General features: G+C 66.3%; 14 protein-coding genes. 6 read left to right on the forward strand and 8 right to left on the reverse strand.

The annotated features are described in order from the left end of the window. Window positions 1-3: 3 nt before the first annotated feature. A complete protein-coding gene (locus AC4K8G_RS07660; RefSeq protein WP_491733564.1) occupies window positions 4-1254 on the reverse strand; it encodes an RsmB/NOP family class I SAM-dependent RNA methyltransferase in 1251 nt (416 codons plus the stop codon). A 22-nt stretch (window positions 1255-1276) separates the two neighbouring features. Here AC4K8G_RS07660 and AC4K8G_RS07665 point away from each other — a divergent pair, with 22 nt between their 5' ends. Continuing rightward, the gene (locus AC4K8G_RS07665) at window positions 1277-1444 is read left to right on the forward strand and encodes a DUF1674 domain-containing protein (RefSeq protein WP_491733565.1); all 168 of its coding nucleotides are present in this window, start codon (window positions 1277-1279) and stop codon (window positions 1442-1444) included. Here AC4K8G_RS07665 and AC4K8G_RS07670 read toward each other — a convergent pair. After that, the gene (locus AC4K8G_RS07670; RefSeq protein ID WP_491733566.1) at window positions 1441-2421 is read right to left on the reverse strand and encodes an NAD(P)H-dependent glycerol-3-phosphate dehydrogenase; all 981 of its coding nucleotides are present in this window, start codon (window positions 2419-2421) and stop codon (window positions 1441-1443) included. The genes AC4K8G_RS07665 and AC4K8G_RS07670 overlap by 4 nt on opposite strands. Beyond that, window positions 2418-3461, reverse strand: coding sequence for a tRNA (adenosine(37)-N6)-threonylcarbamoyltransferase complex transferase subunit TsaD (gene tsaD, locus AC4K8G_RS07675; protein WP_491733567.1), 1044 nt, complete (start codon window positions 3459-3461; stop codon window positions 2418-2420). Before tsaD ends, AC4K8G_RS07670 begins: the two co-directional genes overlap by 4 nt. A 51-nt stretch (window positions 3462-3512) precedes the next feature. Between tsaD and hemC the strand changes: the two genes are divergently transcribed. The 5 genes from hemC to AC4K8G_RS07700 all read left to right on the forward strand — a co-directional run bounded on the left by hemC (window position 3513) and on the right by AC4K8G_RS07700 (window position 7714). After that, window positions 3513-4427 (forward strand): hydroxymethylbilane synthase, encoded by a 915-nt coding sequence (hemC, locus tag AC4K8G_RS07680; protein ID WP_491733568.1) that lies wholly within the window; start codon window positions 3513-3515, stop codon window positions 4425-4427. Next, on the forward strand, window positions 4424-5077 hold the full coding sequence (locus AC4K8G_RS07685; RefSeq protein WP_491733569.1) for a uroporphyrinogen-III synthase: 654 nt from the start codon (window positions 4424-4426) through the stop codon (window positions 5075-5077). The genes hemC and AC4K8G_RS07685 overlap by 4 nt, the downstream gene beginning before the upstream one ends. Beyond that, on the forward strand, window positions 5056-5865 hold the full coding sequence (locus AC4K8G_RS07690) for a hypothetical protein (protein ID WP_491733570.1): 810 nt from the start codon (window positions 5056-5058) through the stop codon (window positions 5863-5865). The genes AC4K8G_RS07685 and AC4K8G_RS07690 overlap by 22 nt, the downstream gene beginning before the upstream one ends. A gap of 131 nt (window positions 5866-5996) precedes the next feature. Continuing rightward, entirely contained in the window at window positions 5997-7100 is a 1104-nt protein-coding gene (locus AC4K8G_RS07695; RefSeq protein WP_491733571.1) for a serine hydrolase, read from the forward strand. Next, on the forward strand, window positions 7097-7714 hold the full coding sequence (locus AC4K8G_RS07700) for a prolyl hydroxylase family protein (protein ID WP_491733572.1): 618 nt from the start codon (window positions 7097-7099) through the stop codon (window positions 7712-7714). Before AC4K8G_RS07695 ends, AC4K8G_RS07700 begins: the two co-directional genes overlap by 4 nt. On the opposite strand, the gene AC4K8G_RS07705 is transcribed toward AC4K8G_RS07700, so the two are convergent. The 5 genes from AC4K8G_RS07705 to AC4K8G_RS07725 form a co-directional block, all read right to left on the reverse strand. Further along, window positions 7711-8223, reverse strand: a complete 513-nt coding sequence (locus AC4K8G_RS07705; RefSeq protein WP_491733573.1) for a hypothetical protein — start codon at window positions 8221-8223, stop codon at window positions 7711-7713. The two genes, AC4K8G_RS07700 and AC4K8G_RS07705, sit on opposite strands and share 4 nt — an antisense overlap. A gap of 113 nt (window positions 8224-8336) precedes the next feature. Further along, window positions 8337-9776 (reverse strand): NAD-dependent succinate-semialdehyde dehydrogenase, encoded by a 1440-nt coding sequence (locus AC4K8G_RS07710; protein WP_491733574.1) that lies wholly within the window; start codon window positions 9774-9776, stop codon window positions 8337-8339. Window positions 9777-9794: 18 nt separating this feature from the next. Beyond that, the gene (locus tag AC4K8G_RS07715) at window positions 9795-11351 is read right to left on the reverse strand and encodes a lipopolysaccharide biosynthesis protein (RefSeq protein ID WP_491733575.1); all 1557 of its coding nucleotides are present in this window, start codon (window positions 11349-11351) and stop codon (window positions 9795-9797) included. Continuing rightward, entirely contained in the window at window positions 11348-14188 is a 2841-nt protein-coding gene (gene polA / locus AC4K8G_RS07720; RefSeq protein ID WP_491733576.1) for a DNA polymerase I, read from the reverse strand. The genes AC4K8G_RS07715 and polA overlap by 4 nt, the downstream gene beginning before the upstream one ends. Window positions 14189-14267: 79 nt before the next feature. Next, window positions 14268-15482 (reverse strand): UbiH/UbiF/VisC/COQ6 family ubiquinone biosynthesis hydroxylase, encoded by a 1215-nt coding sequence (locus tag AC4K8G_RS07725; protein WP_491733577.1) that lies wholly within the window; start codon window positions 15480-15482, stop codon window positions 14268-14270. Between the last annotated feature and the right edge of the window lie 97 nt (window positions 15483-15579).

Consider the following 15579-nt stretch of genomic DNA (forward strand, 5'->3'; position numbering starts at 1 on the left):
GGATCAGCCCTTGCGGACAAGCCGTGCCATGAAGAAGCCGTCGAGACCGCCTTCGGCCTCAAGCAGGCCGGGCAGGATTCGAACCCAGCCTTCCGGCGATGACGTCACGAAGTCAGGCACATCTGCCTTGCCAGGCGCGTCAATGGTGAAATCGGGATGATTGGCGAGGAAGGCGCGCACGATCTCCTCCCCTTCCTGAGGCTCCAATGAGCAGACCGAGTAGACCAGAGTTCCGCCTGGATTGAGCCATTGCGCAGAGCGATCGAGGAGGCGGCCTTGCATGTCCGCGCTGCCTTGAATGATTGGCGGGCGTGCGCGGTGAAGCACCTCGGGATGGCGGCGGAAGGTTCCGGTCGCGGAGCATGGGGCGTCGAGCAGGATCGCGTCGAACGTGCGCTTTGGGTCCCAGGTCAATGCGTCGGCCATAACCAGACTGGCCGCGAGGTGAGTCCGGTCGAGATTGTCCTGAAGGCGGGCAAGGCGATTTTTCGACGAATCGATCGCGGTGACGGCATGGCCCGCGGCCGCGAGCTGCATGGTCTTGCCGCCCGGCGCCGCGCACAGGTCGAGCACGTCCTTTGCGCCTTCGGGGATCAGCCGTGCGGGAAGCGAGGCGGCAAGGTCCTGCACCCACCAGCGGCCCTCGCCAAAGCCGGGCAGGTCGGCCACCGACGTACTGTCGACGCGCGCGTGGCTAGGCGCCAGTGACTTGCCGTCAAATGCCTTGGCCTCGCTTTCCTCGGCAAAGCTGAGGTCAAGCGGCGGCCGGTTGGCGATCTGGCGCCGCGCTGCATCAACGACATCATCACCCCACGCCTGACGCCAGCGCGTCTCGACAGCATCGGGAAGGCGCGGCGCGTCGATCGGCGGGAGGCCCCGGCGCAGCAACGTGCCGAGCACGCCATGCACCAAGCGTCGCGGGCCGCCGTCGACGAGCGGCAGCGCGGTCGCCACAAGTGCGTGCCCCGGCGTTCCCAGCCCGATCTTCTGCGCAAGCGCGAGGCGAAGGACCTGGCGCGCTTTCGAGTCGTCGGGCAGGCGCTGCCGTGTCGCGCTGTCGACCAACGCGTCCAGGTCCGGCAGTCGGCGCATCGTCTCGCCGGCAATGGCGACGGCGAGCGCGTGATCGGGTGGACGAAGGCCACGGATCTGCTGGGCGGCGCCGTCGATCGTCTGGCCGCGCCGGAGCACACCATCGAGGATCTGCAACGCCGCGCGCCGGGCGGGCAGGCCTTCAACGGTTGGCATCGGCATTCGCAAGCATCATCTTGAGGCCATGAAACGGCCGAAGCATCTCGACCCGCCCGCGCACCTTAGCCCGTCGCCGCCAGTTCCCGAGCCCGAGCCTTCGAACCCCGCCGCGCCGCCCGCGGGCGAGGAAGAACGGCTCGATCCCACGCGCTACGGCGACTGGGAGAAGAAAGGGATTGCGGTCGATTTCTAGATGCCCTCGGCTCGCGGCGGCCGGGTCAGTAGCGCATCGAGCACCTGGTCGACATTGGCCCGGCCGGCGATCAGCGCATCGACCGCGTCGACGATCGGCATGTCGATATTCTTCTCGCGGGCGAGCCGCGCCAGCACCGGCGCAGTGAATGCGCCCTCTGCGACCGTCTTGCGGTCGGCGAGCAGATCAGCGGCCGCGCGGCCCTCACCGATCCCCTTGCCGAGCGAATAATTGCGCGAGCTGGTCGATGAGCAGGTCAGCACGAGATCACCGAGACCCGACAGGCCGGCCAGCGTTTCGCGCTTGGCACCATAAGCGAGCCCGAACCGGGTCATCTCGGCAAAGCCGCGCCCGATCAGCGCCGCGCGGGCGTTTTGGCCGAGGCCCTTCCCTTCGACCACGCCGCAGGCGATCGCGAGGACGTTCTTGACCGCGCCACCGATCTCCGCGCCCGCGACATCGTCCGACACGTAAATGCGGAAAGCGGGCAACGCGAGGCGTTGGCGCAGGCGTTCGGCGAGCGCCGGATCATCCGCCGCCAGGGTGACCGCGGTGGGCATGCCGCGGGCGACCTCGTGCGCGAAGGTTGGGCCCGAGAGCACCGCAACGGCAGCGTTGGGACATGCCTCCTTCGCAACCTCGTGAAGCAGGCGCCCGCTCGCCTCCTCGATGCCCTTGGCGCAGAGGATCAACGGCTTGTCGCAGTCCGCCGCGCGGCCGAGCACCGCGCGCATGTGCTGCGCCGGCGTGACCACCAGCCAGGCATCGCACGCCTCTAGATCTCCAAGGTCGGCAGTTGCGCGGATTGAGGGATGGAGCGGGATGCCGGCGAGGAAGGTCGCGTTCTCATGTGCAGCGTTGACCGATTCAACCACGTCAGGCTCGAGCGCCCAGAGCAGCGTTTCTTCCCCGCCACTTGCCGCGACCTGTGCGAGCGCGGTGCCCCAGGCGCCGCCACCAATCACCCCGAGTCTCATGCTTTCACCCCCGCGCCGCGCACCTTTTCGGCAGCTTCGTCCAGGGGCCAGCGGGCGCGCGCCGGCGCATCGAGCTCATCCGTCAAACCTTGGGCGAGACGCTCGCCCCCGGCCCAGGCGATCATCGCCGCATTGTCGGTGCACAGCCATGCAGGCGGAACGCTGAACCTGCGGCCCTCGCGCGCTGCGAGCTCGGCCAGCGCCGAGCGAATGGCCTGATTGGCGGCAACGCCGCCGGCGACGACGAGCGCCGGCGCATCGCTGGTCGAGAGCGCGAGCGCGGTGCGATCGACGAGGCAGTCGACAACCGCCTGCTGAAAGCTCGAGGCGATGTCTTCGGGCCGATAATCGCCCGAAGCGACCGCGCGCTGAACCGCACTCTTGAGACCCGCGAAGGAGAAATGGGGCTCGCCGGAACCGACCAGTGGGCGCGGCAGCGGCACCGCCTTCGGGTCGCCGCCCTGCGCAAGCTCTTCGATCGCGGGGCCGCCGGGATAGGGCAGGCCGAGCAGCTTCGCGGCCTTGTCGAACGCTTCGCCGGCAGCGTCGTCGATGGTCGTTGCGAGGCGCCGGTAATCCCCAACCCCCCGCACTTCGAGCAACTGGCAATGGCCGCCGGAGACCAGCAGGAGTAGGTACGGAAAGCCAAGGTCGGGGTCGACCAGGCGCGGCGACAGCGCATGACCTTCGAGATGGTTGACCGCGATCAGTGGCTTCCCGGCAGCGAGCGCCAGGCCCTTGCCGGCGAGCAGCGCGACCATCACCCCGCCGATCAGCCCCGGGCCGGCGGTCGCCGCGATCGCATCGACATCGTGGATTCCCACCTTCGCCTCGGCCAGCACGCGGGTGATCAGCTCGGGCAGGATCTCGACATGGGCGCGCGCGGCGATCTCCGGCACCACGCCGCCATAGGGCTGGTGCGCGCTATTCTGGCCGACCACCGCCTGCGCCAGGATGCGCCGATCGGACGTGACCAGCGCCGCAGCGCTGTCGTCGCACGACGATTCAAGGCCCAGGATGATTTTGGGGATCAATGTCATTTCGCGTCCGGCCCTTTGCCTGATCCTCTTGAGATGCACTAGGGGTGAGGGATGAACGGCCTTCGCCTCGGGACTCGCGGATCACCGCTCGCACTGGCCCAGGCGCGCAAGGTCGCCTCCGCGATCGAAGCCGCGCAGCGATGGCCAGATGGCTGGGTCCAGATCGTCGAGATCACCACGACGGGCGACCAGGTTCAGGACCGGCCCCTGGCCGAGATCGGCGGCAAGGCGCTGTGGACCAAGGAACTCGACCGCGCGCTGCTCGCTGGTGAAATCGACTTCGCGGTCCATTCGATGAAGGACGTCGAGAGCGTCCGGCCAAAGGAAATCCATATCGCTGCGGTGCGCCCGCGCGGCGACGTGCGCGATCGCCTGATCGGTGCCGAATCGATCGCCAAGCTCAGCCAAGGAGCGACAGTAGGCACGTCATCACCGCGTCGCGCGGCGCAGCTTCTTCGCCTTCGCCCCGACCTCAAAATCGTTCCGATCAGGGGCAATGTCGAAACCCGGCTGCGCAAGGTCGAAGAGGGAGAGGTCGATGCGACGTTGCTCGCCTCCGCGGGGCTGAAGCGGCTCGGGATCGATGCGGGCTTTGCAATTCCCACCGAGATCGTGCTGCCCGCCCCTGCCCAAGCCGTGATCGGGATGGAATGCCGGACCAATGACACGCGCACTCAGAGCGTGCTCAGCACCGTCAATAACGGCATCACTTATTCCTGCGTGATGGCCGAACGCTCCTTCACCCGGGCGTTGGGCGGGAGCTGCTCGTCCCCTGTCGCGGCTTTTTGCGTGCTTGAGGATGGCGATTTGAGGATGCGTGCGCAGATCTTCAGCGAAGACGGCTCCGAGATGGTCGAAGATCGCGCCGTCTTCGATTGCGACGACGTGAAAACGCCGGAGGCACTGGCGCATGACATGCTCGCCAAGGCGCCCGACGCGATCCGGAGCCTGTTCGCGGCGCAATGAGCCAAGTGCTAGTCCTGCGCCCCGAGCCGGGCGCGAGCGCGACGGTCGAGCGAGCGCGGAACCGCGGGCTCGACGTGGTGGCGATTCCGCTGTTCGAGATCGAGCGGGTTCATTGGATGGCCCCCGATATTCACGGCTTCGACGGCGTCCTGCTAACCAGCGCGAATGCCCTGCGTGAAGGCGGCGAGCCGCTCGAATCGCTGAGAGCGTTGCCGGCCTATGTTGTCGGGAACGCGACTGCGGAGGCCGCGCGGCAAGCGGGCTTCGATATCGCCGCGACCGGCGATTCGGGTGTCGAGAGGCTGCTCGATTCGATCGATTCCGACCTGAACCTGCTGCATTTGTCCGGCGAGCAGCGCCACCCCCCGCAACATTCGCGGCAGAAGATCACGCCGGTCGTGGTCTATCGCGCCAAGCCGATGGATGCGCGCCTGCCAGATAGTGGCGTCGCACTCGTGCACTCACCCCGGGCCGGGCGCAGGCTGGCGGAGTTGGTCAGTGAGCGTGCCGGGATCGCAGTTGCGGCAATCAGCAAGGCAGCGGCTGAGGCAGTCGGCAAGGGCTGGAAAGCTATCGAAGCTGCCGATCAGCCCAATGACGACGCGCTGCTGGCCGTTGCGGAACGGCTGTGCAACAATCCGCCGCGATGAACGGCACGTCTAGAGGCATGGGTTGGGGGAGCCGGCTGCTGGTTGGTCTGGTCTTGCTGCTGATCGGCGCGGCTGCCGCCACCTGGGGCCTGGCCCATTACCAACCCGCGGCGCGCGTGCTCGGCGTCACTTCACCGACGCAAGCGCCGCAAACGCCCAAGCCGATCGCGGTGACGGACGCTCAGCAGGAGCCACAAGCGCAGGCACCGGAAGACCCGCGCATCGCCAACCTCGAGAGCCGACTCGCGCAGGTCGAGAATGCGACGCAGCGCGCCGAAGGGTCGGCGGGACGCGCCGACGCTTTGGTCATCGCCTTTGCCGCGCGGCGCGCGATCGATCGCGGCGTGGCGCTTGGCTATCTTGAAAACCTGCTCGTGAACCGCTTCGGGCCGGACCATCAGAAGGCAGTCGCAACGATCATCACGGCGTCGCACCAGCCGGTACGGCTCGACAGCCTCATCACCGAATATGAAGCGCTCGGTCCTGACCTTCGCCGTGGCGGACCGCAGGACAACTGGTGGAGCGGGTTCAAGCGCGAGATCGGCAGCCTGATCCAGGTCCATCGCGCCGACCGGCCCTCGCCGAGCGCCGATGCGCGCTACAACCGCGCGCTCCAGCGGCTGAGTGTCGGCGAAGTGGACCAAGCCTTGGCCGAGACGATGCGCCTGCCGGGCGCGAGCAATGCGAATGATTGGGTGGCGCAAGCCCGCCGCTATATCGCCGTCCACCGCGCGCTCGATGAGATTGAATCGGGCGCGCTCCTGACCGGACCCGCACCCGCCGCCTGACCGGCGTCAATTTGCAGGCTTGGCAAGCGACTCGCACAATGCGATTCTTTGCCCGGCGCGCACAGCGAGTGTTCAGCCGTGTTGTGCCAAGCGATTGCAAACAGGCGATATTGTTGCGGAGCATTGAAGGCATGACGTCACTTTTGCGGGGCATCGGTACCGCTCTCGTTTTGCTCGCGTCGGTGCAGGTCGGGACCTCGTCCGCCAAGCAAGCGACCGCGCCAAAGGCTCCGGAGCCAGCGACCCGGAAGGCGGCCGCCGAGCGCCCGGCCCCAGCTGCCCCCAAATATCTTCGCGACCAGGTCGACCAGCTCGGCCGCGCCTTCAACGGCAGGGTCGGGATTGCGGTGCGCTCGGTCGACGACGGCTGGGCGACCGGTTGGAAGGAAGACGAGCTTTATCCGCAGCAGAGCGTCAGCAAATTGTGGGTGTCGATCACCGCGCTCGATGCGGTGGACAAGGGCCGGGTCCGGCTGACCGACAAGGTCACGCTCGACAACAGCGACATCACCTTGTTCCACCAGCCGATCGCGGCGCTGATCCGCAAAAGCGGGAGCTATACGACCACGCTCGACGAGCTGATGTTCAAGGCAATCACCACCAGCGACAATACTGCCAACGACAAGCTCATGCGTTCGGTCGGCGGACCCGAAGCGGTGCGCAACATGATCGCCGCCAAGCACTTGGGGTCAATCCGCTTCTACAATGGCGAACGCGCGCTTCAGTCGAAGATCGCGGGGCTGATCTGGAGCCCGAGCTATTCGATCGGCAACGCTTTCTACGATGCTCGAGACGCGCTGCCCAAGGCCGTACGCAACGCTGCGTTCAACCGCTATGTCGAAGATCCCTATGACGGCGCTGCGCCGAGCGCGATCGTGGCCGCCCTGGCGCGATTGAAGCGGGGCGAACTCCTGTCGCCTGAATCGACCCGCAAGCTGCTGTGGATCATGGGCAATACCAAGACAGGCGCGAACCGGTTGAAGGGCGGCCTCAAGCCCGGCTGGACCCTGAGCCACAAGACCGGCACCGGCCAGGTCAACGGTCCGATCCAGGCGGGATATAACGACATCGGCGTGCTCACCGCCCCGAACGGCAAGAGCTACGCGGTCGCAGTGATGATCAAGAAAACGTCGGTCCCGCTGCCGACCCGAATGACCTTGATGAACAACGTGGTTCGCGCGGTCATCAACCAGCACGACATGCTGAACGCGCCGGCGGCCGTCGGACGTCAGTGACACCGTCGGCCAAGCTTGCGGCAACGCCGGGAGTCCAACGCGTCCCGACCCGCGAGCTCGAGCTCTTCATCGTAAGGCGTTTTCTAGACCCCGAGACGTGCGCCGCCCTGGTCGCGCAGATCGACGCAAAGCGCCGGCCATCCGAGATTGCCGACGATATCGGGGTCGAAAATTTCCGGACAAGCGAGACTTGCGACCTCGACCGGCGCGATCCCGTGGTCGGCGGCGTCGACAGCAAGATTGCGAACCTGCTTGGCCTTTCGCTTGATTCGAGCGAACCGATCCAAGGGCAGCGGTACGCGCCGGGGCAGGAGTTCAAGCCGCACACCGATACCTTTGAGCCGGGCGGTTATGATTTTTACGTCCACACCGCCGACCACGGCCAGCGGACCTGGACGGCTATGATCTATCTGAACGAGCCGGAAGATGGCGGTGCGACGCGGTTCAAGCTCATCGGAAAAACCGTTAAGCCTGAAACGGGCAAGCTCCTCGCCTGGAACAACCTGCTTGCCGACGGGCGGCCGAACCCTGCGACCCTGCACCAGGGAATGAAGGTGCGCCGCGGCACGAAATATGTCGTGACCAAATGGTTCAGGGAGCGAGCGGCGGATTAGGCGCGCCGGAGCGCCCCGCGAATATCATCGGCCAGCTGCGCGAGCGAATTGGCAACCCCATCGATCGCCTGGATTACAATCACCTGGACGGTCGTGAGGGCGTCTTCCGATGCGAGCTGTTCATTAGCTTGAAGCAGGAGATGCTGGAGCCGCACGAGCTCCGCCCGAAGGCTCGGTGCCGAGCGCGAGACCGGTTCTAGCGGTTTTGGAGGAGCCGCCCCGAGCCGCGCCCGGTGCATGGTTTCATCGATCAGCTGCTGGCCCCGGCCACGCTCTCCCATCGGCAGCCAGTCCCCGGCCGAGACAGCCGAAGCGAGCTGGAGACCGCCCTTGTGCCCTGTGACCCACATCATCTGGCCGGCAACGCTTAGGCTGCCGCGGCTAAGTCGTACCGCAGTTCCGGCTGGTGGTAGCGCGGCCGCCTCGACCAGCGCCCCCCGCCGCGACAGGTTGCGGATCCGCACGGGTGTCGATCCGCCCGTTGCGTAAAGGGTGCCCGTGACGAACATGTTGCTTCGTCCCTCGCCCCGACTGTCAGGTGCCGCCGCGCTTTTCATGCGGCCTGCTAACCGCGAGGCCTGCAACAAAGTTTTGCACTTCGATCCGCTTTGGAGCGGATTGCTTATTCGATGCCGCTGGTCCCGCCGTGGCCCATCGGCTTCACGTGGACCGTTTTGATGTTGGTGAATTCGCGGATGCCGAACGCGGCGCATTCGCGCCCGTAGCCTGAATGCTTGACCCCGCCGAACGGCGTGCGCGGGTCGGAGCGGACATTCTCGTTGACGAAGCTCATGCCGGCTTCCAGCTCCGTGGCGGCGATCCGCCGGCCGCGGTCGAGGTCGGCGGTCAGCACGCCCGAACCCAGGCCGAACTCGCTGGCGTTGGCTGTGCGAATCGCGTCGGCCTCATCGTTTGCGGCGATGATCGCGGCGACCGGGCCGAACACTTCTTCGTCATGCGCGGGCTGGCCTTGCTTCACATTGCTCAGCACCGTCGCCGGATACCAGGCGCCGGGACGGTCGGGGACTTCGCCGCCGAGTAGCAAGCGCGCTCCATTGGCGACGCTTTGCTTCACCTGTTCGTGGATCTCGTCGCGCGCCTTGATGCTCTGCATCGGCCCAAGCTTGGTGCCTTCCTGCGCCGGGTCACCCATCGCGTAGGTCCGCATCGCCTCGACCATCGCCTCCTCGAACGGCTCGATGATCGAACGGACGACGATGAACCGCTTGCCGGCGATGCAGCTTTGCCCGCCGTTGACCATGCGCGCGGTCGCTGCGACCTTAGCCGCAGCCGCCATATCGGCATCCTCGAGCACGAGATAGGCATCGGAGCCGCCAAGCTCGAGCACGCATTTCTTCAACACGGAGCCGGCGGCCGTCGCGACCGCTTTCCCGGCGGCCACGCTGCCGGTCAGGGTGACGGCGGCGATGTGATCGTCCTTGATCAGCGCCTCTACCTCACTCGACGGCAGCAGCATGGTGCGGAACAGGTCGTTGGGCACCCCAGCGTCATGGAGCACCTGCTCGATCGCCAGCGCCGAGCCGGGCACATTGCTGGCGTGCTTCAGGATTGCGCCGTTGCCGGCCATCAGCGCCGGGGCGATGAAGCGGAACACCTGCCAGAACGGGAAATTCCACGGCATCACCGCGAGCACGATCCCAATCGGGTTGAAGGTCACGAACGCTTCGCCGCCGCCGATGTCGGCCGGTTCGTCGGCCAGATACTCGTGCGCGTGGTCGGCGAACCAGTCGCAATTGGCCGCGCATTTCTCGACCTCGGCGCGGCCGTCGTCGAGGGTCTTGCCCATCTCCTCCGTCATCAGCCGCGCATATTCGTCCTTGCGCGCGCGAAGCAGCTCACCCGCCTTGCGCACGATTGCCGCGCGCTCATCGAACGATGTCCTTCGCCACGACAGGAAGGCCCGGTGCGCGGCCTCCGCCGCGGCCCTCGCTTCGTCGAGCGAATGGGCGGGATAGGATTTGCCGGGTTGCCCGGTCGCGGGGTTGGTCGTCTGCAAGGAGGCGCGCTTGCCGCTGCGGGTCATTTCGAGCTGATCGGACATGGGGCGCTCCTTCGAGTCTTAAACGATATCGTCGACAGTCTGTTCGCGGGCTTCGGCATCCCGAAGCTCCTTGACGTCGGCCTTGTTCATTCGGAACAACTCACGATCCTCGGGGCCGAAGCCCTTGACCCACAAAACCGCGAAGAAGGCGACGAGGATCAGCGGCAGGCCGAGGAACAGTTGGAGCGTTTCGGGAAGCAAATAGCGAACGCCGGCGCCGACGATGACGCCGGACGCGGTTGCCCAGGCGAGGTCCCAGCGCCAGCCAGAGACCGGCGCCTTCAGCTGGCGCTTGAGCAGCCACGACTTGGCGATCGAGGCGAAAGCCAGCGCAATGCACAGCGCGATCGCGGGACCGGTCGCCTGCCATGACGGCGGCAGGCCTTCGTCGCGCATGATCAGGATCAGCGCGGCAGCAAGCCCGGCCTCAATAGCCAGCATCGCCAGGCTGATCGCCATGTTCCGCTTGCGCGCGATGTAGATGAGCGCGGCTTCGCTCACCACCGCGGCGGCGGCGATGACTTCGGCGGCGAGGAGGAAGCTCACCATCGCGGTACCGCCGGTGAACTGCGAGCCGACCAGGCCCATGACCGCGCGTCCGGGGATCGCGAGCGCGAGCGCAATCCCGAGCTGGGCGGCGATGATCCAGTAGGTGACCTGGCGCACCTGCTTGGCGATGCCGGCAAGGTCGTTGACCGCGAGGCGCCGCACGATCGCGGGACCGAGCACCGGCTCAAAGCTGGTCTTGAGCTTGGCGGGAAGCGTCGCGACCTGCTGCGCAGCATAATAAATGCCGACGAAGGTCGCCGGCACGAACGCACCGAGGACCGCAAGGTCGATCCGGCGCGAGGCCCATTCGACCGTGTCGGCGGCCGCGAGCGGCGCATTGCGCACCGCCGTGCCCCAGGCGAGCGGAAGGTCGGGCTTCCAGCCGTGCGGGATGCCGTAGCAGCGCATCAGCGGGATCAGCGCGGCGACCAGCGCCGCGACCATCGAGAAAACGTAAGCGACGATCAGGCCGTCATCCAGCGACACGTAGGACCAGGCGAAGGCGACGATGCTGATCACCCAGGGCTGGACGATCGAGCGGGCGCGCACGGTTGCGCCAACGTCGTGATGATATGCCAGGGCAGCGAGAGCGATGTCAGTCCAGGCGATCGCCAGCACGGTGATCGCGAGCATCCGGTCGAGGCCGTGGATGACGGTGGTCGGGTACATGGCGCGCGGAAAAGCGAACAGGATTGCCATGCCGACGGCCGAGCCGATCGCCGCGACCAGCATCGCATCGGCGACAACACACGCCTGCGGCTTCTTCGCGTCGGACAGCAACTGGGCAAGGCCGCGGCGGAGGCCGAGCGCCGCAAGCTGCGCGGCGAACTCGACGGTCAGGACGGCATAAGCGAACCGGCCGAGCGCGGCCGGGCCGTAAATGCGCCCGCCGATGAACAGGAACGGCAGCATCCCCGCCAGCCGGATGACAAAGCCAAGAATGTTAAGCCGGCCGCCCCGCGCCAGGGTCGCCATGTCGGCGTCGGGCGACGCCTGTTCCGGCGCGACGCGCTTGGCCTTGGTCAATGCGCCTCGCCCCAGTGCGCGCCCCAGCCGACCTCGACGTCCAGCGGCACGTCGAGCATCATCGCCGGCTCTGCGGCATTGGCCATGACCTCGCGAATTACGGCTGCAGCCGCTTCCTCACGCCCGTCCGGGACTTCGAACACGAGCTCGTCGTGGACCTGGAGGAGCATGCGCACGTCGCCCAACCCAGCCTCCGCCAGCGCAGAATCCATCCGCGCCATCGCGCGCTTGATGAGGTCGGCGCTGGTGCCCTGGATCGGCGCGTTGATCGCGGCTCGCTCGGCCCCGCCGCGGATCGACGGATTGGGCGAACGGATATTAGGCAGGAAGTGCGTGCGCCGGCCAAACAGCGTCTTGGTGAAGCCATGCTCGCGCGCGAACGCCAAGGTGCTGTGGGAGAAGGCGCGGATGCCGGGGAAGCGCTCGTAATAGCGATCGATGATCGCCTTGCCCTCATCCTTGGGCAGGCCGAGCCGCCCGGCGATGCCCCAGGCCGAGCTTCCGTAAAGGATCGCGAAGTTGATCGTCTTGGCCTGATTGCGGGTGTCGCGGTCGACCTTGCCGAACAGCTCTTCGGCGGTGATCGCATGGATGTCGGCGCCGGCGCGGAACGCCTCCTTGAGCTGGGGGACGTCGGCCATGTGCGCGGCAAGCCGAAGCTCGATCTGGCTATAGTCGGCCGAGAGCAACTTGTTGCCCGGCTCGGCGACAAACGCGTCTCGGATCTTGCGCCCGAGCTCAGTCCGGATTGGGATGTTCTGGAGGTTGGGATCGTTCGACGACAGCCGACCGGTCTGCGCGCCGGTCAGCGAGAAGCTGGTATGGACGCGGCCGCTTTCTGGATTGATCTGGGCCTGGAGCGCGTCGGTGTAGGTGGACTTAAGCTTAGTCAGCTGGCGCCATTCGAGGACAAGGGTTGCGCATGACACGCCCTCGGCGGCGAGCCGCTCGAGCTCATTTACGTCGGTCGAATATTGGCCGCTCTTGCCCTTGCGCCCGCCCTTCAGGCCAAGCCGCTCGTACAGCACCTGGCCGAGCTGCTGCGGCGATCCGATGGTGAAGGGCCCGCATGCCGCCTCGTAGATCTTTTCCTCGAGCGCCTGGATTTCGTGGCCGAACTCCGACGACAGCCGCGCGAGATAGTCGCGATCCACCTTGATCCCGCGCTGCTCCATCCGTGCGAGCACCGGGACGAGCGGCTTGTCGACCCGTTCATAGACCCGCGCCGCATTCTCCTCGGCAATGCGCGGCTTCAGGCGGAACCACAGGCGGAGCGCGATGTCGGCGTCCTCGCCGGCGTATTCGGTGGCCGGGCCAAGCGCGACCTTGTCGAAGCTGATCTGCTTCTGGCCCGACCCGCAAATCTGCTTGAACGGGATGCACTCGTGATCGAAATGCGCCTTGGCCAGTTCGTCGAGCCCGTGACCGAACGACTTTCCGGCGTCGAGATCAAAGCTCATCACCATCGTGTCGTCGATCGGGGCCATCTCAATGCCCGCCTTGTCGAACATGACCCAGTCGTACTTGAGGTTGTGCCCGACCTTGAGGACTGCCGGGTCCTCGAGCAGCGGCTTCAGCTTCGACAGGACAAGGTCGAGCGGAAGCTGGTTCGGGGCCTCGGCAAACATATCGAGGCCGCTGTGACCGACCGGGATATAACAGGCCTTGTTGGGCGCGGTTGCGAGACTGACGCCCGCAAGCTTGGCGATGATGCAGTCGATGCAGTCGGTTTCGGTGTCGATCGCGACAAAGCCCTGCGCCCTGGCTTCGGCGATCCAGCGGTCCAGTTCCGCCTCGTCCGTGACGGTCACATATTTGGAGCGGTCGACCTCGATTTTCTCGGGCTCCGCCAGCTTCTTAGGTTCCATTGACGCCATGACGTCATTGTAGCCGGCACCGCTGCTACTCCGGGCCGCGGCGGGCACGCTTCCGCCAGTCGTCAGCCGGTTGAGCAGAGTCTTGAAGCCCTGGTCGGCGAGGAACTCGGCAAGGGGCGCCTCCGGAATGCCCTTCAACGCCAGATCTTCGAGCGGCTCCGGAAGCGGCGAATCGCAAACCAGGCGAACGAGCTCGCGGCTCAGCCGTGCGTCGCCCGCGAATTCGACGAGATTCTGCTTGAGCTTCGGCTTGGTGATCTGGTCGGTTGAAGCGAGCACGGTTTCGAGGTCGCCGAACTGTTGGATCAGCTGCGAAGCGGTCTTCGGGCCGATTCCCGGCACCCCCGGGACATTGTCGACGCTGTCGCCCATCAGCGCGAGGACGTCGCCGACCTTCTCCGGCGGCACCCCGAACTTCTCCAGTACCTCGTTCCGCCCGATCCGCCGGTCGTTCATCGTGTCGAGCATGTCGACGCCGGCGTCCTCGTCGATCAGCTGCATCAGGTCCTTGTCGGAACTGACAATGGTGACCTTCCACCCAGCCTTGGTCGCCGCCGTCACGTAGCAGGCGATGATGTCGTCGGCCTCAAGGCCCGCTTCTTCGATGCATGGAATCGAGAAGGCGCGGGTTGCGACACGGATCAGCGGGAATTGCGGGACCAGGTCCTCGGGCGGCGGCGGGCGGTGCGCCTTATACTGGTCGTACATCTCGTTGCGGTGGGTATGCTCCGACGCATCGAGGATCACCGCCATGTGCGTCGGGCCCCCATCTTGCTGCGAGCCGCGGCTGAGGTCGCCGGCCAGCTTCCACAGCATGGTCGTATAGCCATAGACGGCGCCCGCCGGCTGGCCGTGCCGGTTCGTCAGCGGCGGGAGCCGGTGATAGGCGCGGAAGATGTAGCTCGAGCCATCGACGAGATAGAGGTGCGGTTGGGCGGATGGCGTGCTGGCGTCAGGCATGAAGCGGCGGGTTTAGCAGGGTGGCGGCGCGAAGGAAGCCAAGCCCAAGATAGTGTCGGAGCCCGCCACTTTCGAGCCGTCAGATCGGTAGTCCCCGAAGCAGCAATGGAAGATCGCCGCTGGTGCCGCGCGCTTCGCTCTTAAGCTTGTCGCGCAAGGGCGTGATCCGGCCGACCAGACCCATGCCAAAGCGGCGGACCGCCGAGGCGGTCTTGCCCGGAACGCCGTAGAGCCGGGTCAGCGTGTCGGTTGCAAAGGCGACGGACAGCGCATCGAGCGAGCGCCAGCGCTGGTAGCGGTCGAGCAGCTGCTTGTCGCCGAGGTCGAGGCCCAGCCGGGCACCTTCGACCAGCACTTGCGCGAGTGCGGCGGCGTCGCGGAAGCCGAGGTTCAAGCCCTGTCCCGCGATCGGGTGAATCGCATGCGCCGAATCGCCGACGAGTGCGACGCGCTGCGCGGTGATCTGCGCGGCATGATGGAAGCCGAGCGGGAAGGAAGAGCGCGGCGCCAGCATCTGCACCTTGCCGAGGAAGCCGCCCATCGCCGCTTCGGCCTCGGCTGCGAAATCATCGTCGTTGAGCGTCAGCCAACCCGCCGCATCCTCGTTCGGAACCGACCAGACGATGGCAGAGCGATGGCCTCCCGCGTCGTCGTTCATCGGCAGCAGCGCGAACGGCCCCGATGGGTAGAAGATTTCATAGGCGACATGGTCATGCGGTTGCTCATGGCGGAGCACCGAGACGATCGCCTGGTGGTGGTATTTCCAGCGCGCGATCTTGATTCCGGCCGCTTCGCGCGTCGTCGAATTGCGTCCGTCCGCAGCGACCAGAAGCGGTGCGTGGAGCTTGCGCCCGTCCTCCAGGTCGACCGTCACGCCATGATCGCCGCGGTCGACCGACGCTACCTTTGACTTCCACATCAGCCACAAATTCTTGCCCGCGTCCGCACGCGCATGGAGCGCCGTGCGCAAGTGTCGGTTCTCGTGCATCCACCCCAGCGCCTCGTCGTCATCGGCGTCAAAATGAAGCGCGCCCGGCTCAAGGCCGTCGGCGACGGCGATCCGGCGGATCGGGCAGCCCGGCTCGGCCAGGTGATCAGTGACGCCGATCGCCTGGAGCATGCGCATTGAGCTCGACGAGACCGCGCTGGTCCGGCCGTCGAACGATGCTTCGCCGCGTGGCGCAGGGTCGGCCGGATCGACGACGATCGCCGTCAGCCCGCTGGAATCGAGCGCCGACGCCAAGGCAAGTCCAACCAATCCGCCGCCAAAGATGATCACGTCCGCCCGATCCATGCGCGGGCCGATACCCCGTTCATCGCAATGACGCCACGACTTCGCTTGACCGCGGACTCCGGGTGGGGGATTCTTGGAGGCAAGAGTTTGTTAGGGG

This window comes from Sphingomonas sp. SP3 (assembly GCF_058514305.1).